This is a genomic window from Cryobacterium sp. M25, assembly GCF_002929635.1.
Taxonomy (GTDB): domain Bacteria; phylum Actinomycetota; class Actinomycetes; order Actinomycetales; family Microbacteriaceae; genus Cryobacterium; species Cryobacterium sandaracinum.
Genome location: NZ_PJJU01000050.1, coordinates 33,110 through 51,230 on the forward strand (window position 1 = coordinate 33,110; position 18,121 = coordinate 51,230).

The window sequence follows — 18,121 nt, forward strand, 5'->3', positions numbered from 1 at the left end:
GAATCTGCGTCCGAAGACGTCCGTCTTGCGGGTCGGTCTCTGCTGCGGCAACCGTGAACACCACGGCCAGACGCATCAGGACCCGCGGAGACTCCATCCCAGCACCGTGCGGCGGTGCCGGCATCGCTCAGGTTTCGGCTATCAGGCGTTCAAAGCGATCCCGGCGTCAGGTCGTATGTGACCCATTTCGTCGAAGTGGCGGTTGAATCATAAAGGCGCCGGGCGCGAGTGTTGTCCTCCGCCGTGATCCAGCGGACGACTGAGCTGCCTTCACCGTCGGCCAATGAGGAGAGTTCGCTGAGTAGCGCCCGACCGACGCCGGAACCGCGAGTGTTCGGGGACGTGAACAGATCGTCGAGGAAGATTCCCACGCTGCCAGTGGAGGGGCGGGCAAATCGTCGATAGTGCGCGAGTCCCACGAGGCGATCCCCGGAACTGGCAACGAAGGCATTTACTTCATGCGTGCCGTCATTGATCCAAGTCCAGACACGTTCGACAATGTTTTCATCAGGAGAAAGTGAGTAAAAGGCTCGATATTCCCGGTACAGCCCCGCCCACTCGGCGAAATCTGATGCCTGCACCGCGCGAACCAAGACCGTGTCGTCTGTACTCATCGCCTCAGACTAACGGCCCTCATTCTGTTCCCGATGGAGGTTCCCTTTCGGTCCCTGGTCTTGATCAGCAGCCGCTCCCCCGTTTCGCGCAAGACGCGTGCCGGGAGACGTCCGTCAACTGACACTCGTTGATGGTTTCGGAAAACTCGATGCACAAGAGCACGATTGTCATGGGTTATTGCCCGAAGTCGGTACGGCCTGTAGCTTTCGGAAATGACGACTGACCGCGTAAGACCGACAGGAAAGCGCCTGCCCTCTTGGGCCATTGTGATGACGGGCGCTTATCTGGCGGCAGTCGCCGGGCTCGTTGCGTCGGTCTGCATGATGCGCGCCTATGACGTGGGAGGGAGGACGGGCGCAACCGAAGCGATGGTTCTGCTCATCGTTGTGCTGACGTTGCCGCTTTCGACTGCGTACTACGTCGTCGGTTCACTGGGTTCATCGCAAGGATCGGGGCCAGAAGAATTGGCCCTCGGAGCACTGTCCATGAGCGCGGCGGTGTACTACCTAGGATTCTTCCTCTTGGCTGTGATTAATGCTGCCATCTTCAGATGCATAGTAGCTAGCACTCGCCGTCGGCGGGCGGAAGCTCAGTCTGATTCCTGACGGTCAACCGACGCGCTAGGGCCCGCGGATCCAGCGCGAAGCAGTGGCCTGGCGAGGACAAGCCCACAAACCAGGCCAGCAAGGGCAACAGGGAAAGCCACCAAAGCGCTGAGGTGTGGGAACAGAGAACCTCCAAAAAACAAGGTGAGGCCGCCGACAAGGACAGCCGGGGCTGCGACGAGGGCGCAGGACCAGATGGGGGCGTGCATCAACCGAGCCCAGACCGCGGCCCCGACGAGGGCGACCGAACCCACGAGAATGAGAGTCTTCCCAACACGAGCGCTTTCAAGAGCCCCACCGGTTAAGAACGTTCTATCGAGACCTGTCCCCAACAGGACCAGCCCAACGAGGATGAACGCGGACCATGCGACCAGGGCGGCAACCCAGAGTAAGAGGCGGACCCAACTGGCTGTCATCGCTCCACTCATCTCTGTTGCAGTCATGTGCGGAACCTGAAATCCGCCTTTTCGAAAGCCGCCGGTTATCGAGTGTCACCTCGTCAGGTTCCCCCCAACTGGACGCGTCAACCGGGGCCCCAAGGCCCGACCCTACTTTTCAGAATCGCTATCCGCACCGCCCCATTCGGGGAAGAAGCCTCGGCGTTGCCCGACGCGTTAATTTGACGATCGCGCGCAGACGTGGTGTCCGCGCATCCGCCGACAATCCAGACCGTACGGGGTTAATCAGCGAGAAGGATGCTCGAATCCATCCGCGCGCAAGATGCGAGTACTGACCCCAAGCCGTCCCGCGATCTTGCCCAGCTGCGTCGTCCTGCGGGGCTTGGCGCGGGCGATCTCATCCGCATTGATGGCGAGGAACAACATAGAAGCAGCGATCCCCAACGACGCAAACTTTGCCTCGTATGGAAGGTCTGCCACAAACGCCACCCCGACCGGGCTCTGGTCGTCATTGACGACGTACAAATCGGCAATGCGCATCCCAGCGTGGGACTCAGAGGTTAACACTCGGTAGAGAGCGTAAAGCTGCTTGCCCTCGTGAAGGGACTCGCAGTGTTGCTGAAAAATCCACCCCGTCGACACGCCCGCCCTATCCAGCTCGGCGATCTTGGCCGCTGCCTCTCGGAGGCTATCTTCGACTTCCATACCAAGGCTAGCAATGTCTCGAAGCGCCAATCTGCGCTGGTCCGATCCCTTCCGGATCATCGAGTCCCCCGACCCGTCTCTCACTAGTAGATAAGCGGCGGTCACCCCGCATTCGAGGATCAGGCGAACGATGGGAACAGTTTCGGCACCTGTGGTGGCGTCATCGAGTACGAGGAGCGCCCGAGCCATTTTCACCGCGTGATGGGCATGGGTGTGAATGGCAACAGCTCGAGCAGGATCTAGCTGCCCGCGGAAGTCGCCCCCGGCGCCATCGTCCTTTTCCCACAACTCGCAAAGAGAAGTGATGATGCTGCGCACAAAAGCTGGGTCGTGGTATTTCGAAGGGGGCGCGAACAGTTTGGGGGCGGCAGTCATGACTGCATCCTGTCACCCGGAATCCAAGATGCCAGAAACGATGGGATACAAGACACTGACGCCTGCTCCAGAGCGACGTGGGGATACAGCTAAATGCGCCAAATAGCGATCACAGAACGCCGCCACAGAGCGCCGAAAATCACAGACAACTCCTGCCAGCGACGGCGACCGGAAACGATGGGTTTTGAGGCACGGAGGTTACGAGACAAGAGTGAAGTGCCTACTTTCGTGATGTTCCCCGCAAGAGGAACCCATCCGTCCGCACCGCAGGATCCACCCCTTCAGGCGCTGCTGCCTGGCTTGGACCGACTTTCAGGATCATCGTTTCGGAAGGGAACGGTCAGCCGCCGAAGAATCAATCGAGCGATTCTCTTGTTGGTCGCCGTGGCGTGCGTCAGCGCTGCGCTCATCACTACGAGCATGGTGCTCTGAGGGTTCCCGAACGCCACTCCGCCGAAACTTCGGAATCTCGACCAATTGGTGCCGGATGTGCGTCCGCAAACGTCCGACTTATGGGCAACCCAGCACAACTCGTGGCTTGCAATTGCCAATGCTCACTTGCCGATAGCAAGATTGTCCGCTACCTGGGTCCAGCTATCTGACGAGGGAAGGTTGGACGCGGAGATCAGCTGCGCCGATCCAACCCCGGCCAGGCTGAGCTCAATCGGCAACTCAGTCGAGCACGCACTTGTCCACGCAGAGAGTGACGCGAACATGATCAGGCAAACTTCCTTCCCGGACGCGGAGCGCGCTGCGAAGTACTCCACTCTTGGTTGCTCTGAAAGCAGACGAGAGGAGTCGGGTGCCACTCCCAAATCTTTGTCGGCGTCGAGGCCTGCCGGCAACTCGTCCGTTGAAGTCTGAGCGCGTTCAAGGGCAGTGACGTCCGTGCCTGACTCCTGACTACACGCGGACAGCAACGCTGCTGATGAAACGACCAGCAGCGTTGTGAGAGCCCTAATGGAGCGACGTTGCTTATCCATTTCCACATCATTGCAGCCACTGTTCCCAAAAAACGTTTCATTGAGACCGCGTCGGCCGGCCGCGGTTCGACCACGGGATGCCGGCCGCGCGGACGCCCCAGGTGAAAGTCTCGATACGTCTTGGGATGACCACCCGCAATGGGGTGGTTACCGGGCGGCGGATTGGCGCTCTACAGATTGGTCAGTTGCGCCAGCAGAGTCTCAGCCACACTGAAGATGCTGCCGATGGAGGAGAGAGTGACGATGCCAGCAACGCTCCAGAACCAGTAGCGGTCACTCCGACCCGCTTTCATCCGGTCGAACGCCAGCCACCACGCCGTGACCGTCGCCAAGGTGGTGGCGATTACCGTACCGAAGGCCATCCGTACGAAATCGGCTCCGTTTGGTGCATCCCAGGAGGTGGTCGCGAGCACAATACAGAGTGGAACGACGATCATTCCGACGAACCCGATGAGCACCGGAGACACAGCACGTCGTTTCTGAGTACTCGTCTGAGTTGTCATGCGGTGAGTCTCGCAGTTCTCGCTCTTGTAGACGACGGAATCGCTCCAGAGATCCGTAAAGGCTTCCACTTACACACCACGGAGCAGCCAGTCATTGTCAGGGTTCCTGCCACCCTCAGGGTCCGGTGCATCCGAAGCCGGAACGGACGAGCTCTGGTCCTCAACTCGCACCCGAGCTGGCAAGGCTCGCCAGCGGTCCGGCGGAATTGCTACAACTGGACCAGGCTCGTCCTCCTGAACGCTCTCGTCCTCCTGAACGTCCTCGTCCTCGTCCCCGTCCCCGTCCCCGTCCCCGTCCCCGATCATGTTGCCCACCTTCCGCTTGAAGCCCTCAGCGTCCAACTCGGTGATTTATCCAGCCGACTGCCCAGCACGCCGGACTGGCCGGCAGACCGTGGAACGGCGCCGTTCAGCCTTGCCGCTTAGTGTAGGCCCGCCCCTGAAAGCCTGCATGCTCACGAAAGGTCCCTCGTAGGGCAACGAAAAATAGGACGGGTTCGGCGGCCGTGACGGCCCTCTATTCCTCGTCCTTTGCGAATGCCCGGTCGAGAAGCGCGGCGGTGGCCGGGTTCACCAGCTCGCTCCGTTGAATATAGTGCTGCACCGTGATCTTCGTGTCCGTGTGGCCGAGCAACTCTGCGGCGAGTTCGATGCTGCCGTTGGCGTTGACCGCCGCCGCAACCGTGCGGCGGAACATGTGCGGCGTCACACCGTCGATTCCCGCTCCCCCGAGCACGTGACGCAATTGACGCCGCCCGTTCGCGGTGGTCAGAGGGGTTCCATCCCGGGACTGGAAGAGCAGTGAATCCTTGCCCATACTTCCGGCATTGGCCAGACGCCTGCGGACCGCGTCAGCGGTGAACGAGGGCAGCGCAACGACGCGACGCGACTTTGCGGTCTTGGGATGGTCCTGCCGAAAGGTCAGCTCGCCATTCCGGCTGACAATCGTGCCGACCAGGCGGATAGACGGTACGGCGCTGGTGACGTCGACGTCCCGGCGACGGATGGCCAGCACCTCGCCGATCCGGGCCGAGGTGCCGAGCATCACCTCGATGACCGCGCTGAGCTGGCCGTCGGGCTTGGGGCCGGAGATGTGGTCGGCGGCGCTCTCCCACCTGGCGATCGCCGCGCGGATCACGTTCACCTCCGGGGCCGTGAGCGCATCGGGGAGATGCGGCTCGCGGTACAGGCGGGACACGTGGTCCATCGGATTACTGGGGAGAATCTCATGTCGCACCGCCAACTCAAGTGCCAGCCGCAGAACGACCCGACCTTGCTTGGCCCGGCTGTGGGAGAGCTTCGCCAGCTGCTTGATGAAATGATCGCAACGAGCGACACCGATCTCTCGCAGCGTGAGACTGCGAAACACCGGAAGCACGAGCGTGCGCATGTTGCGCTCGTACAGATTCCGGGTCGTCTTCGAGATTCGATTCTCCATGTCGATGTCCTCGAGCCAGTACGTCGCCAAGTCTGCGAACGAACTGTCCGGCGTCAGCGACGTGTTCGTCGGCTGCTGCAGGTATCTCGTCGTGAGCTTGCTCTTCAGCGATCGCTCAGCAGCCCTGGCGGTGTCTCCGCTGGCCTGAACCAGGCGTGTCTGACCGTCCCAGTCCCGGTAGCGGGTCCGAGCCTCGAATCGGCCGGACGGCATCACCCGGATGGTGATGTCGCCGAAGGTGCTGATCGTCAACCGTGGCCGCGACACCTCAACTCACCGCCGATCGGTGCGCCGCGGCGGGCTGGACGGCTCCCGCTGCTCGGCAATCCAGGCCCGCACGTCGGAGATGGCGAACTTCAGGTGCTTGCCGAACCGGTAAGCCGTGGGGCCTTTGCCGTGCACGCGCCAGTCGTAGACGGTGGAGATCGGTATGCCCAAGTAGGTCGCCAACTCGGCGATGTCCATCAGGGGTTCCAGGCCCCACGCGTCGGTCGAGGGGGTAGAGGAGGAGGTTGGGTAGTCGTCGTGGATGCTCATACCCAGGAGGTGCGCGCCACGATCCCGGACGATCGGGATGGACCGAAAACGACGTCGCCGCCCCGGATGGGAAGGCCGTCTCAGCGGCTCCGGAGAGGAGTAAAAGATGGGTTTGTGATGGGGTAGTCAAATCTCTTGACCAAAAAAGTCCCGGAAACCCTTGAGTTTCCGGGACATTTGGTGGGCTGTTTACGAAAGCTAGCAGGGCGCGGATCGGCGGTGAGGGTTGAACTCCATTTCCTCCGCAGCCCTCATTCTTTTCCTCCCGGAAGGCCAGCGCCTGACCACTGACTCCCGATCTGACCCAGCGCGAGGCGCGAATTCATTCGCTGCTCGGCCTCAGACGAAGGCGACCGCGCGCACCGGCGCCCCGTCGCCGCCGAGTCGCAGGGGGAAGAAGCCGATCCGCACCTGTGACGGCAGGTCATCCAGGCCGCAGAGGTTCTCGACGATCAGCCCGCCGCGGCCCAGCACGACCTCGTGCACGGGAAAGGCGGCCGACGACGTGCCGGTCGGGTCGGGACTCAGCGTGTCGACCGCGAGGATCCGCATCCCGCGAGCGACGAGTTCGCTCGCGGCACCGGCATCGAGGGCCGGATGCCGCACTGCGCGTGCGTCGCCGAACCACCGCGACCAGCCCGTGTCGATCACGACGATCGGGGGCAATCGATCCGGTAGCGGATGCTCCGCATTCAGCCGGTCCCACCCGTATACCTCGCCCTCGGCGAGCGCTCGCACCCGCACCACCAGCGCATCGCCGAGGAGCTCGTCGAGGGCCACATCGGCCATTGTCCGGCCACCGGGGACGGTATGGGACGGCGCATCTATGTGCGTCCCGGTATGAGACCCCATTCGCAGCCCTGTCACGGCCACCCCGTCGCGGTCGAGGACCAGCGCGGCTTCGACGTGGACCGCCGGGTCGCCGGGATACACCGGCATCCCGTCGGTGATCGGGTGACTGAGGTCCCGGAGTGCCGCGCGCGGCGGCGCTCCAGGGCCGTCAGCGAGAGGTGTCGGCATCGGCGAGGTGCTGGCTGGGCTCGAAAGGCGTCCTGCTGCGGCGCGCGAGCGAGAAGGCCAAGTACACGGCGAAGGTCAGGAGGAATGCGGGAACGGTCGCACCGAACGGAAGCGGCCACACGTACGCCCACACGTAGGCGGACACCGCACCGACCACCCACGACGCGACAGCGAGCCAATTGATGCCGCCGGTGTACCAGTAGCGACCGCCTTGAGCCTTCAGGATGTCGGCGCTGTAGCTGCCGCGTGCGACGATGTAGTAGTCGACGATCATGATCGCGAAGATCGGTGCGAACAGGGCACCGATCGTGACCAAGAAGGTCGTGAACTGGGCCAGCAGACCGAAGAAGGTCGAACCGATGATCGAGATGAGCCCGAGGACGATCGCGGTGGGCAGGAACTTCACCCGGCGGCCGGGGAGCGCGTTGACCACGCTTGTGACCATGCCGTAGACGACCATCGTGTTCGTCGCCATCACGGATAGGAAGATCGCGACCGCGAACAGGGCGCCGAAGGGTTCGATGATCGTCACAGGGTCGAACGCCATCGCGTCGCCGCCCCGCAGGACGACGTAGCCGATCGCGCTCGCGCCGAGCGTCATCGAGATCACCGTCGACAGGGTGTAACCGATTCCCGAGCCGACCACGCCCGCGCGGGTCGTCGATGCGAAGCGGTTGAAGTCGGCCGAGAGCACCGTCCACGATATGGCGGTCGCAACCACGACATCGAACGCCAGTCCCGGGGAGTAGAACGGCTCTAGCGTCGCCGGGATGGCCGCGAACTCTGCCGGCGGGAACGTAGAGAACGCTACGACGAAGATGTAGGCGGCGATCGCGAGGATGACCGCGGCGAACCACGGTTCCACCCGAGCGACTCCGGCGTGGCCGAAGATCGCAAGGATCACGACGATCGTCTGGCAGAGCACCGCGAAGATGACGGGGTTCGAGAACCCGGTCATCGACGCGACGATGTAGTTGAGGGCGATCCCGGCGAGCATCGCCTGCACCCAGCTCCAGCCCATGAGGATGACCACGTTGGCGGCCACCGGCAGCAGGCTCCCGCGCGTCCCGAACGGTCCGCGCGTGATTGCCATCGTCGGCAGGCCGGTGCGCGTTCCGATCGCACCGACCGTCACGAGCACTGCTGCTCCGACGATCGTTCCGCCCACGATCAGAGCGATGACGAGGCCGAACGGCACATCCGGCACGAAGAGCGTGCCGGTCAGAAGGGTGGTGACCACAAGGTTCGCGGCCAGCCAGATCATGAGTACGCGGCCGAGCGAGTAGGTTCCGCGAACCGGGCCCGCGTCATCTGAGTTGGTGTCCAGTCGGCGGTCGAGACGGGTGTAGAGCGACATCTTTGGGCTCCTCGATGAATAGGGACTGGTCACGGCTGGGGTGACAGGTGTTCGTGGATGGCGATGAGACCGGCAGAATCAGACCGAAAGACGATCGTTTCGCGCTCCCGGTAAGACATGGGTCCGTCCGCGGTGCTCACGCTCGTGCTGACGGAGTGGGTGAAGACGGCTCCGCCGGGAAACACCTGCACCGCGGCCGCGCTCGATGCGCAAGATTGCACGCTCCAGCCGCCGCCCACCCATTCCTCCCACATGGCTTCGTAGGCAGCCCGGTCCTCGATTCGCGCAGGTTCGGTGTGGAAGACGAAGGTTGCGTCAGGTGCGAAGAGTGAGAAGTAGCGCGGGCCGTCGGTGGCGGCGAACGCCTCGACGATGGCGGATGCCGCGGCACGGACTTCTTCGTCCGTTGGGGTGGGCAGTGTCATGGGTGTCTCCTGCGTCGGGCTTGTCGGTCGGGTTCGGGACTTCTACGTCAGGTCGGGGCTTTGTCGGTCGGGGTGGGTCACCCCAGGCGCCATCGCGCTCAGCAGCTCGTAGACGATGTGGCTGGCCGCGACAGCGGTCAGCTGGGCATGGTCGTACGCGGGGGCGACTTCGACCACGTCGGCGCCGATGATGCGCAGGTCGGCCAGGGCACGCAGCATCCGTAGTAGTTCTCGACTCGTGAGCCCGCCCGCCTCCGGAGTTCCTGTTCCCGGCGCGTGGGCGGGGTCGAGTACGTCGATGTCGATCGAGATGTAGAGCGGCGCGTCTCCGACTCTGGCGCGGATGCGTTCGACGGCGGCCGCGACCCCGTGCTCTTCGACGAATTCGCTCGTGACGATCGCAAAGCCGAGCCGGGCGTCGTCTTCGAGGTCGTCCTTCGAGTACAGGGGGCCGCGAATTCCAACGTGCATGCTCGCGGTCAGGTCGATGAGGCCTTCTTCGGACGCCCGCCGGAAGGGGGTCCCGTGAGTCATCGGCGCCCCGAAGTACGTGTCCCACGTGTCGAGGTGGGCATCGAAGTGCAATACCGCGACGGGCCCGTGCTGCGCGTGCGCGACGCGAAGCAGCGGCAGAGCGATCGTGTGGTCTCCGCCGATGGCGACTAGTCGGTCGGCGTGCTCGCTGAGCTGGCGCGCGCCCGCCTCGATCTCGGCCACGGCAGCAGCGATGTCGAACGGGTTCGCGGCGATGTCGCCGGCGTCGGCGACCTGCTGGGCGTCGAACGGGAAGACGTCCTGCGCAGGGTTGTACGGTCGCAGTAGGCGCGAGGCCTCGCGCACATGAGCGGGGCCGAACCGAGCACCGGGTCGGTAGCTCACTCCGCTGTCGAAGGGAATCCCGACGATCGCGATGTCTGCCCGCTCGACCTCGTCGAGCCGCGGGAGTCGCGCAAAGGTCGCGATTCCGGCAAACCGGGGCACGACACTCGCGTCCACCGGCCCGCGGGGCTCATCCGTCGCATCTTTGCTGAGCGGTTGCATATTTGACAACTTTCGGTACGCTATAGACAACTACAGCGCTACCGTACGCTGTCCCGTGCAGATCGTCAAGGACGAATGTGTGAGCAGCTTCGAGGAGGAACTGTGCGCGCCATCCACCCCACCGCCGAAGGCACCGCGACACCCATCGGCGCCAAGCTGCGCTCCGCGCGCACCGCTCAGGGCATGTCACTCGCCCAGGTCGCTCAGACGACGGGCCTCAGCAAGGGCTTCCTCAGCCGGGTCGAGCGCGACGAGACGTCACCGAGCGTGGCAACGCTTGTCCAGTTGTGTCAGGTGCTCTCGTTGCCCGTCGGAGCGCTCTTCGCCGAGCCCGACGTTCACCATGTCGCGTACGCCGACGCTCCGCGGATCAACTTGGGCGGAGTGCACGCCGACGAGCGACTGATGTCGCCGCGCGGCGAGGAGCGGGTTCAGCTGCTGCGATCAGAACTCGAGCCGGACGCGCACGGCGGGACCGATCTGTACACGATCAACTGCGACGTCGAAGCGCTCCACGTCGTCTCGGGATCACTCACCGTGCGATTCGCCGGTCGCACCGTGGCCGTCCACGCCGGCGACGCACTGACTTTCCCCGGTCGAGAGCCGCACACCTGGCAGGTCGAGGGCGGCGAGCCAGCCGTCGTGCTGTGGGTCATCGTGCCCGCGCCGTGGAGCGGCTCGGCCTGACCGAGACCGCGTCGTATTCGAACCCCAGCGTCCAGATCAGCGCAGGCAGGGGCGCGGCCGCCCCGAAATCGTTGAGGAATCCGCTGATGGCATCCAGGAGCCCGGCAGATAAAACCCTGTCCAGGTCGGGACCGAGGCCGGTCATCCACTTCGTCCCTTCCGCAGCGCGGTGGTCCGCCACAGCTTCGTCGACGCGTTCGAAGGCGACGCTCGGGCCGGCGAAGTCGAACTCGGCCGCCCGCAGCACATCCGGGTCCACGTCGACCGCTTCACACTAAAGCCTGTCCGCGTCTCACTCTGAACGTTAGGCTTGCTAACAGAACCCTTGAGATCGGAGGAGCAGCATGAATGGTGACGGCACACAGAGTGAACCGATCCAAGACCAGCATTCTCAATCGGACGAGGACAAGGTGGCGGGGATTCTCGCACAGGAGGAAGCTGACCTCGCCGGCCACAGTGAGCCCCAAGTCCTCGACGCGCTGCGTGAACGATTCGCAGATGCTGGACACACCGTGAGCGAAGAAGCACTCCACGAGCATGCGCGTCGAATCGCCGGCCTCGACCCGAACGATTTCTCCAGCAAAACACGGTGACTTCCTAACGACGATGCAGCGCCACCATCGCGGATGCCGACAGGGTTCTGCGTGGGCATTCAGGAACGGCGTAGGAACCGGATCAGAACCGCGGACCCAGGCTAGCGACAAACAGTAGCGTCGCCGCTACCGGCCGAGCACCCCTCGACATGTGCGAGTCCTCATCGCGACGGCGGAATCTGGACGGGGCGGCCTGGGTGCGAGCCTCTTCGGTCACCCCACTCTCGGCGAGCGGATCGGGGTTACTGCCCATCGAGGCGGCCACCCGTTCTCCACCGCGTCGACGCGGTCGGATGCCAGAAGCGGCAGCGAGTGACCTCTAACTCTCTCCCGGCTTCATCAGCAAGGGGGTCGTCCCGTCCCCTTCCGAGTATCGCCAGGAACAGGGATCTCAATAAGAATCGCTCAACGATGGTTCGGCGACCGCAAGGAGGTGCGCGAGGGAGAATGCTCCGCACGGTCCCGGATGCCCCGGAGCATCCGCTCGGTCATGAGGAAGCTCACCATCTCGATCGGCTCCACGAGTACCTTGGCCCAGTCGGTGAGGTACGCGTACCGCTCGCGAACGACAAGCCGCGTCGCCCCGTCGGTTCGAGGTTGAAGGACAAACGCCCACGTGAAGTCGTAGGGCGCTCCGGCGCCCGTGCCGTCGAGGGCGATCGCCATCGCGCCGGCTAGCCCTCGCATCCACACCATGAAGTTACTATCCCACCCGTGCAAATCGAGGGCAACGGATGCCGCCGCACTGGAGTCTGGCGCGCGCCCGAGCTCATGGACTAACGACGCTCGAGCAATAGTCCGGCGGACACTGACTCGGATCGGACCCAGCGCGAGGGGCAAATTCATTCGCTGCTCAGCGGTGTCGACGCCCAAAGGGCAGGTCGATAAAACCACACCCATCAAGAAGGCCCGGAACGCAAACTTCCGCTGGGGCTGGGAAATCAATATCGCCGTCCGCGTCGACTCCGAAACCCCTGGGAAGCACCGGTTTCCCGGACTGGCCGTCGCCGCAGATCTCGCACACAACTCAAGAATCGCGACCGGAAACGGACGCGAGAACCCCATAATCCAGAAATGGCTCCTGAGAAGCCTCAGGAGCGATTTCTTTTTGTTTCGACCGGACCGTTTCGTAATGAGTTTCGCAAATGGCCCTTTGGTGGGACTGACAGGATTTGAACCCGCGACCCCATGAAGGCTCAGACCTTAACTTTGTCTTCGCCGAATGACTCGGAAAACTCGCGGATGCCCCTGTGTTGACAGGGAACCGGGCGGTTCACTACCTGCAATTGTACTTTGTCAATTTGGGTCGAATCGAGATGAATGTGATGAGTAAATGATGACCATTTGAACCGTCGCGGTCGGCACCGCGATCCCAAGTCCTTCAGCACTTTGGGTCGCGACTTAGGACTCTGAGGGCACCAAAGGCAGTTCGGCTCCGTAGTTCCACGACAAGATGGCCGGCTGCTCTCGGTAATAGCTCAGCACGGAGACTGATCCAGCATCCAGGCTGATTTGAGCACCGAATCGAGGGGCCATCCTCAGGTACACGGCGGTGAGAATGCGCAGGAAATGTCCGTGCGCGATCAGGGCGACATCTCCCTCCTCCATGGCAGGCAGCACCCGCGTGAGCACCCGCGACGCGCGGGCGGCGACCTCCTCCACCGTCTCACCAGGCGTTTCACCACGAATCACGCCGTGGGTGAATGCGCTCCAGTTGTAGCCGAGTTCACTGCGGATGTCCCGCGTCGTACGCCCCTCGTACCCGCCGTAGTCCCATTCGACGAGGAGCGGATCAACCTCCGCTTGAAGGCCAGCGAGCTCAGCAGTGCGTCGCGCACGCTGCAGCGGCGACGTCAGAACGAGCGAGAAATCGTAGTCGGCTACCAACCTGCCCGCGCCGTGGGCAAGTCCCTCTCCCCGGGCAGTGAGCGGAATATCCGTGAGCCCAGTGTGTTTGCCATCCTTCGACCACTCCGTCTCCCCATGGCGCAAGAGAATCAGCTTCCCCGACGGGTTATCCGGAGCGGGGTGGCTGGGCAGCGGCTCGATCGTAAACATACGGCAACAGTAGTATCGCACCCCCGTTTCGATGGAGGTTCTTGATTGCTGGAAAGGCCAACGTTCACCCCTGCGGGTGTTCGAAGCGGGTGGGGGAACGGGCATCCCTGCGGGTGTTCGAAGCGGGTGGGGGAACGGGCATCCCAGCCATCACGCGGCTACGGCCGTTCATGGTGAGCGCAGACGGCTCGGAAAGCGAAGAGCTGCTCGCCCACCCCGGAACAACGGATGTTTCGGGCAGCACTTACACGAGGACGATTCGGGATGAGAACGTGCCGGCAGGGTTCTCCCGTCGCAACATAGTACTAGACAAGTCCGTCCTGGCGAGTGTCTAAAAATGCCGCAGAGTGCTAACCGTCTTGGCCGAGCCGACCTGATCGACGGCCTCCGGGACCTTGTCCAACGTCTGCAGGGCGACGGTTTGAGCACCGGTGTCTACTTCATTGGAGGCGCCGCATTGTCCCTTCGATACATCCCTGATCGTGGTCTCACCGACGATATCGACGCTGAGATTCGTCCCTCTTCCCGAGCGCTTGAGTAGGCCCTCGAGATCGCCGACGACCGAGGGCGGGGTGGCGACTGGCTCAACGCCCACGCCGAGACATACATACCCATAGCGAAGAACCCCGGCTGGGAATCCCTCTACGTCGATGACTTTGTGTCCGGGTGGGTGGCCTCACCGCCCGCAGCCCCGCCGGCTCCAGAACGGGGACCGTCCCGGAGCAACTAGCGACCCACCAACGCCCCAGCCACCGGACACCACGCCAAGGCCAGAACCGGAGGGACATTCTCGCCCGTTGCTCATCATCTGCGGTTAACTGACCGGCGTCGGGGCGCTCGTCACTGCGAACCGAGCGACAAGCGCACCTCGACCTCGCGTTCGACGAAGATCCATTCCTCGGTGCTCCGCAACTCATCGAGCAGCTCGTCGAAATCCGCGACACTTTCGGGCGCGTACTCAAACCAGGTCAAAAAATCGAACGGCCCACCCCCATCACGGCTGTGATGGAGCCGCCGGGCCACAGCTGGCAGCGAGTTCATGGAACGTCGGATGTGGTGACTGGTTTCCTCGAAAATCTGCCGGCGTTCGTCTTGGGCCAGTTCCCACCACTCCTTTNCGTCCGTGGCCGATGACCCCGACAACCATGATTCATCCTCTGCCGCTCCTTCACGAATCAGCAGACGCGCGGCGGCGGGGAGCCCGTCACCGGTCACCGCGATGATGCGATCAATACGCCACTGGCCAGCATCGCCTGCAGTGAAAGTGACGGGTAGGGCGTCGGTCATTGGAACTCCTGACGGTATCAGCGACTTCGACGCTAACATCATCTTGAGAACCGCCCCAGCAGGCTCTGATGGCGTGCGATCAGGCATCCTCAGGTCGACGCCCCAGCGTCAGCCCAAAAAGGTTCGGCCGCCAGATCTGGGCCTGGCGTTCATCATGGTTGACGGTGACCAGCTCAGCCCGGTCGATTGCTTGGTTGGATCCTCGGGCTTCCAGGGTGGTGCCGCCTGTGACTCCTCGTCGTGCTGCGGCCTTCTCACCGACGTGCTCTGCGATGAGGAGGTCGATGGTGGCATCGCCGCGGGTCCACCGGTGCTGATGGCCTTCTGGGCTTTCACCGGCGGACTCGAATCCGATGTCAACGAGGGCCTTGGTGACCTGATGGAGGATGGTCGGCTGCGCGCGCACATCCAAAACAGCATCCGCGTCGTCGGTCGGCCGATTCGGCGTGGTGTCGCGTTCGACGCACCAGAGGTGCACCATCTGGCCGCCAACCAGGCACCAGTTATTCGGCACCTTCTCGGATAGGTCGAAAAGGGCGTGCCAAGCCAGCGAGGACCTCTGACCGAGTACCGGCATGTCGATGACGGTCATCGGTTGCTCAGCAGTTCCTTGATCCGCTGACTTTCGCGTGGCCCGGCGTGGTCGGCGAGGTCAGCGAGGACAAGGCCCAGCGGCGCTCGCCCGTCGGCGTCAGCTTGGACACGAGCCAGGTGGAGCCAGACATTCGCATTCTTCGCCTTCACCAACAGGTACTCGTTGATGAGCTGCTGGGCGATCTCGGGGTCAACATACGCTTCAACCTCATGTTCGCTGCTAAGCCCCGCGCGGTCGTCACTGATTCCGGAGAGGACTATTCGCTTGTCGCTGCGGAGGTCACCGAGATCATCGGCGTTCGCGTGCAAGGCACGGACCGGTGCGCGATTCCGGAGCCAGCTGGCAAGGAGGAGGGCCGGCGCATTGCTTTCTGCCAGGGCAGCGCACTTGCGGTTCAGGAGCCAGCGAGCCTTCGCCTCCATGTTCTCGGGTTCGACGCCCGACAGCAGAGCGATGAGCGACCATGAGTTGGCCGGGCTCAGCGGGCGGGAGAGCGGAGGCTGTCGACGGAGCTCCGACTCGTCGATTCCCCAGCTTGAGCCGATCTTCTCGGCATCGACCTTGCCCTCGCGGATCAGCTGGTGCACGCGCGCGACAGAGATGTCCTGGCGGGCGGCGTACTCTTTTACACTCAACATGTCACAAGGGTACAACCGCTGAAACCCTTGTGACAAGCGACAGCACCAAATGAATGTGTCAGGCTCGTCCAGATGAGGGACGGCCCAACTGACGGCCCCGCAGCGCGACCACCTCCGTCGCGCCCTTGTCCGCCAAGCCCCTGTGCAGTCCTGTCACACGAGGTTTCTGGGTCATGACGGGGGGAACCGGCGCACAGTCGTGGAATGACCGCGGACCCGACGCGGTCCATGACGCTGACCGGCGCACCGCGCGTCACCTCGGCAGCAGCGTCGCCAAGCTCGGGCAAGTCGCCATCTAAACTGAGGTTGGTACCCACGGAAGGAACCTCAATGAGCATGGAAGGCGCGGCCTGGAGCTCGCTGCACAAGATCTCGACCGCCAGGGACGGCAAGCGCGGCTTCTCCCGTGAGTCCGTGCGGCGGATCATGACGTTCGCGGTGCCCTACCGGTCCAAGCTGCTGATCTTCATCGCCCTCTCTATCGTGGGAGCTTTCCTCGCGGTCGCGACGCCGGTACTCGCCGGCCAGGTGGTCGACGTCATCGTCGCCCAGGGCGAGGTCACCACGATCGTTTGGCTCGCCGTCGTCATCGCCCTCGTGGCCGTGGCCGACGCCGCCGTGTCACTCGTGACGCGCTGGTACTCGGCGCGGATCGGCGAAGGCGTGATTTTGGACCTCCGCACCTCCGTCTTCAACCACGTGCAGAAGATGCCGATCGCGTTCTTCACCCGCACGCGGACGGGCGCCCTCGTGAGCCGCCTCAACAACGATGTGATCGGCGCCCAGCAGGCCTTCAGCGGCACGCTGTCCGGCGTGGTTACGAACCTCGTGGCGCTGATCCTCACCCTGATCGTCATGCTCAGCACGTCCTGGCTCGTGACGGTTCTCGCCGTGATCATGCTCCCCATCTTCCTGGTACCCGCCCGCCGCATGGGCAGCCGCCTCGCCGCGCTGCGCCGCGAGGCCGCCGATCACAATTCCGCCATGAGCACGCAGATGACCGAGCGCTTCTCGGCGCCCGGCGCCACCCTCGTCAAGCTGTTCGGTCGGCCCGACGAGGAGGCCGAGGAGTTCCGCGTCCGCGCCGCCCGCGTCCGCGACATCGGGGTCCGGACCGCGATGCTGCAGTTCGTCTTCTTCACCGCCCTGATGCTCGTCTCCGCTCTCGCCCTCGCGCTCGTCTATGGGCTCGGCGGCTTCCTCGCACTCGCCGGCCAGCTGAATACCGGTGACGTGGTCACCCTGGCGCTCCTCCTCACCCGCCTCTACGCGCCGCTCACCAGCCTCGCAAACGCACGGGTGGAGATCATGAGCGCGGTGGTCAGCTTCGAGCGCGTCTTCGAGGTGCTGGACCTCGACCCGCTCATCAAGGAGAAGCCCGACGCCGTCGCCGTCCCCGAAGGCCCAGTGGCCGTCGAGTTCGACAACGTCCGCTTCGCCTACCCCTCCGCGGACAAAGTCTCCCTCGCCTCTCTCGAGGAGGTTGCCACGCTGGACACCCGAGGCGGCGAGGAGGTGCTGCACGGCGTGTCCTTCAGGATCGAGCCGGGGCAGACCGTTGCCCTCGTTGGTACGTCCGGTGCCGGCAAGTCCACAATTGCGCAGCTCCTCTCGCGCCTGTATGACGTCGACAGCGGCGCCGTGCGCCTCGCGGGGACGGATGTCCGCGATGTCACTTTCGTCTCCATGCGGCACACCCTGGGCATGGTGACGCAGGACGGCCACCTGTTCCACGAGACCATCCTCTCCAATCTGCGCCTCGCGAGACCGGAGGCGTCCGACGACGAGGTGTGGGACGCCGTCCGCCGTGCGCGGCTCGAGCCGCTCATCCGGTCCCTGCCGGACCAGCTGGACACCATGGTCGGTGAGCGCGGCTACCGACTGTCCGGGGGCGAGCGCCAGCGGATGACCATCGCGAGGCTCCTGCTCGCCCAGCCGCGCGTCGTCATCCTCGACGAGGCGACGGCGGCGCTGGACTCGACGTCTGAGGCCGCCGTGCAGGCGGCGCTCAGCGAGGCGCTCGAGGGAAGGACGGCGATGGTGATCGCACACCGCCTCTCCACCATCCGCAGCGCAGACCTGATCCTCGTGGTTGAGGACGGCTCGATCGTGGAGCGCGGTACGCACGAGGAACTGCTGGCTGTGGGTGGGCGTTACGAGGAATTGCACCGGACCCAATTCGCCGTGCAGAAGAATGATGCGGCCGATGAGGAAGCACTGAGCCGGACCTAGTCGCTGGGCTCGGTACCCCTGCCCCGAGC

At 63.8% G+C, this 18,121-nt stretch carries 22 protein-coding genes; 5 read left to right on the forward strand and 17 right to left on the reverse strand.

Annotation, left to right across the window (positions count from 1 at the left end; all coding sequences use genetic code 11):
* Positions 1-149 precede the first annotated feature (149 nt).
* Positions 150-614 carry a GNAT family N-acetyltransferase gene (locus CXY81_RS07695; protein WP_104171227.1) on the reverse strand — a complete coding sequence of 155 codons (465 nt, stop codon included), beginning with the start codon at positions 612-614 and terminating at the stop codon, positions 150-152.
* A 213-nt stretch (positions 615-827) separates the two neighbouring features.
* Between CXY81_RS07695 and CXY81_RS07700 the strand changes: the two genes are divergently transcribed.
* Entirely contained in the window at positions 828-1,220 is a 393-nt protein-coding gene (locus CXY81_RS07700; RefSeq protein WP_146067648.1) for a hypothetical protein, read from the forward strand.
* A gap of 683 nt (positions 1,221-1,903) precedes the next feature.
* Here the strand turns inward: CXY81_RS07700 and CXY81_RS07710 are convergent.
* The 9 genes from CXY81_RS07710 to speB form a co-directional block, all read right to left on the reverse strand.
* Positions 1,904-2,698 carry a hypothetical protein gene (locus CXY81_RS07710; RefSeq protein ID WP_104194490.1) on the reverse strand — a complete coding sequence of 265 codons (795 nt, stop codon included), beginning with the start codon at positions 2,696-2,698 and terminating at the stop codon, positions 1,904-1,906.
* Between the two features lie 554 nt (positions 2,699-3,252).
* On the reverse strand, positions 3,253-3,681 hold the full coding sequence (locus CXY81_RS07715; RefSeq protein WP_104194491.1) for a hypothetical protein: 429 nt from the start codon (positions 3,679-3,681) through the stop codon (positions 3,253-3,255).
* Between the two features lie 170 nt (positions 3,682-3,851).
* Positions 3,852-4,253, reverse strand: a complete 402-nt coding sequence (locus tag CXY81_RS07720; protein WP_104194492.1) for a hypothetical protein — start codon at positions 4,251-4,253, stop codon at positions 3,852-3,854.
* 448 nt (positions 4,254-4,701) lie between these two features.
* Entirely contained in the window at positions 4,702-5,874 is a 1,173-nt protein-coding gene (locus CXY81_RS07730) for a tyrosine-type recombinase/integrase (RefSeq protein ID WP_233194052.1), read from the reverse strand.
* A 21-nt stretch (positions 5,875-5,895) separates the two neighbouring features.
* Entirely contained in the window at positions 5,896-6,159 is a 264-nt protein-coding gene (locus CXY81_RS07735) for a helix-turn-helix domain-containing protein (protein ID WP_233194053.1), read from the reverse strand.
* Between the two features lie 339 nt (positions 6,160-6,498).
* Positions 6,499-7,179 (reverse strand): cyclase family protein, encoded by a 681-nt coding sequence (locus CXY81_RS07740; RefSeq protein WP_104100437.1) that lies wholly within the window; start codon positions 7,177-7,179, stop codon positions 6,499-6,501.
* The gene (locus CXY81_RS07745) at positions 7,160-8,536 is read right to left on the reverse strand and encodes a cytosine permease (protein ID WP_104100436.1); all 1,377 of its coding nucleotides are present in this window, start codon (positions 8,534-8,536) and stop codon (positions 7,160-7,162) included. Before CXY81_RS07745 ends, CXY81_RS07740 begins: the two co-directional genes overlap by 20 nt.
* A 29-nt stretch (positions 8,537-8,565) precedes the next feature.
* Positions 8,566-8,961: a nuclear transport factor 2 family protein gene (locus CXY81_RS07750; RefSeq protein ID WP_104194493.1), complete on the reverse strand. Its 396-nt coding sequence runs from the start codon at positions 8,959-8,961 to the stop codon at positions 8,566-8,568.
* A 42-nt stretch (positions 8,962-9,003) separates the two neighbouring features.
* Entirely contained in the window at positions 9,004-10,002 is a 999-nt protein-coding gene (gene speB, locus CXY81_RS07755; RefSeq protein ID WP_104194494.1) for an agmatinase, read from the reverse strand.
* 102 nt (positions 10,003-10,104) lie between these two features.
* Here speB and CXY81_RS07760 point away from each other — a divergent pair, with 102 nt between their 5' ends.
* The gene (locus tag CXY81_RS07760; RefSeq protein WP_104100433.1) at positions 10,105-10,689 is read left to right on the forward strand and encodes an XRE family transcriptional regulator; all 585 of its coding nucleotides are present in this window, start codon (positions 10,105-10,107) and stop codon (positions 10,687-10,689) included.
* Here the strand turns inward: CXY81_RS07760 and CXY81_RS07765 are convergent.
* Positions 10,655-10,948, reverse strand: coding sequence for a hypothetical protein (locus CXY81_RS07765; protein WP_104194495.1), 294 nt, complete (start codon positions 10,946-10,948; stop codon positions 10,655-10,657). The two genes, CXY81_RS07760 and CXY81_RS07765, sit on opposite strands and share 35 nt — an antisense overlap.
* A gap of 85 nt (positions 10,949-11,033) precedes the next feature.
* Between CXY81_RS07765 and CXY81_RS16070 the strand changes: the two genes are divergently transcribed.
* Complete coding sequence (locus CXY81_RS16070; RefSeq protein ID WP_134373144.1) at positions 11,034-11,282, forward strand: hypothetical protein; 249 nt, start codon at positions 11,034-11,036, stop codon at positions 11,280-11,282.
* 405 nt (positions 11,283-11,687) lie between these two features.
* Here the strand turns inward: CXY81_RS16070 and CXY81_RS07775 are convergent, their stop codons facing one another.
* The 6 genes from CXY81_RS07775 to CXY81_RS07805 form a co-directional block, all read right to left on the reverse strand.
* On the reverse strand, positions 11,688-11,978 hold the full coding sequence (locus CXY81_RS07775; RefSeq protein ID WP_174721920.1) for a hypothetical protein: 291 nt from the start codon (positions 11,976-11,978) through the stop codon (positions 11,688-11,690).
* 705 nt (positions 11,979-12,683) lie between these two features.
* Positions 12,684-13,340, reverse strand: coding sequence for a histidine phosphatase family protein (locus CXY81_RS07780; protein WP_104100429.1), 657 nt, complete (start codon positions 13,338-13,340; stop codon positions 12,684-12,686).
* A gap of 331 nt (positions 13,341-13,671) precedes the next feature.
* Positions 13,672-13,935 (reverse strand): hypothetical protein, encoded by a 264-nt coding sequence (locus tag CXY81_RS07790; RefSeq protein ID WP_104100428.1) that lies wholly within the window; start codon positions 13,933-13,935, stop codon positions 13,672-13,674.
* A gap of 245 nt (positions 13,936-14,180) precedes the next feature.
* Positions 14,181-14,627 carry a chlorite dismutase gene (locus CXY81_RS07795; RefSeq protein WP_104194497.1) on the reverse strand — a complete coding sequence of 149 codons (447 nt, stop codon included), beginning with the start codon at positions 14,625-14,627 and terminating at the stop codon, positions 14,181-14,183.
* Between the two features lie 79 nt (positions 14,628-14,706).
* Complete coding sequence (locus CXY81_RS07800) at positions 14,707-15,219, reverse strand: hypothetical protein (RefSeq protein WP_104194498.1); 513 nt, start codon at positions 15,217-15,219, stop codon at positions 14,707-14,709.
* Positions 15,216-15,875: a helix-turn-helix domain-containing protein gene (locus CXY81_RS07805; protein WP_146067649.1), complete on the reverse strand. Its 660-nt coding sequence runs from the start codon at positions 15,873-15,875 to the stop codon at positions 15,216-15,218. Before CXY81_RS07805 ends, CXY81_RS07800 begins: the two co-directional genes overlap by 4 nt.
* A 158-nt stretch (positions 15,876-16,033) precedes the next feature.
* On the opposite strand from CXY81_RS07805, the gene CXY81_RS17230 reads away from it, so the two are divergent.
* Positions 16,034-16,159 (forward strand): hypothetical protein, encoded by a 126-nt coding sequence (locus CXY81_RS17230; RefSeq protein ID WP_255408687.1) that lies wholly within the window; start codon positions 16,034-16,036, stop codon positions 16,157-16,159.
* A gap of 31 nt (positions 16,160-16,190) precedes the next feature.
* Positions 16,191-18,092 carry an ABC transporter ATP-binding protein gene (locus CXY81_RS07810; protein ID WP_104100417.1) on the forward strand — a complete coding sequence of 634 codons (1,902 nt, stop codon included), beginning with the start codon at positions 16,191-16,193 and terminating at the stop codon, positions 18,090-18,092.
* The last annotated feature ends 29 nt before the right edge of the window (positions 18,093-18,121 follow it).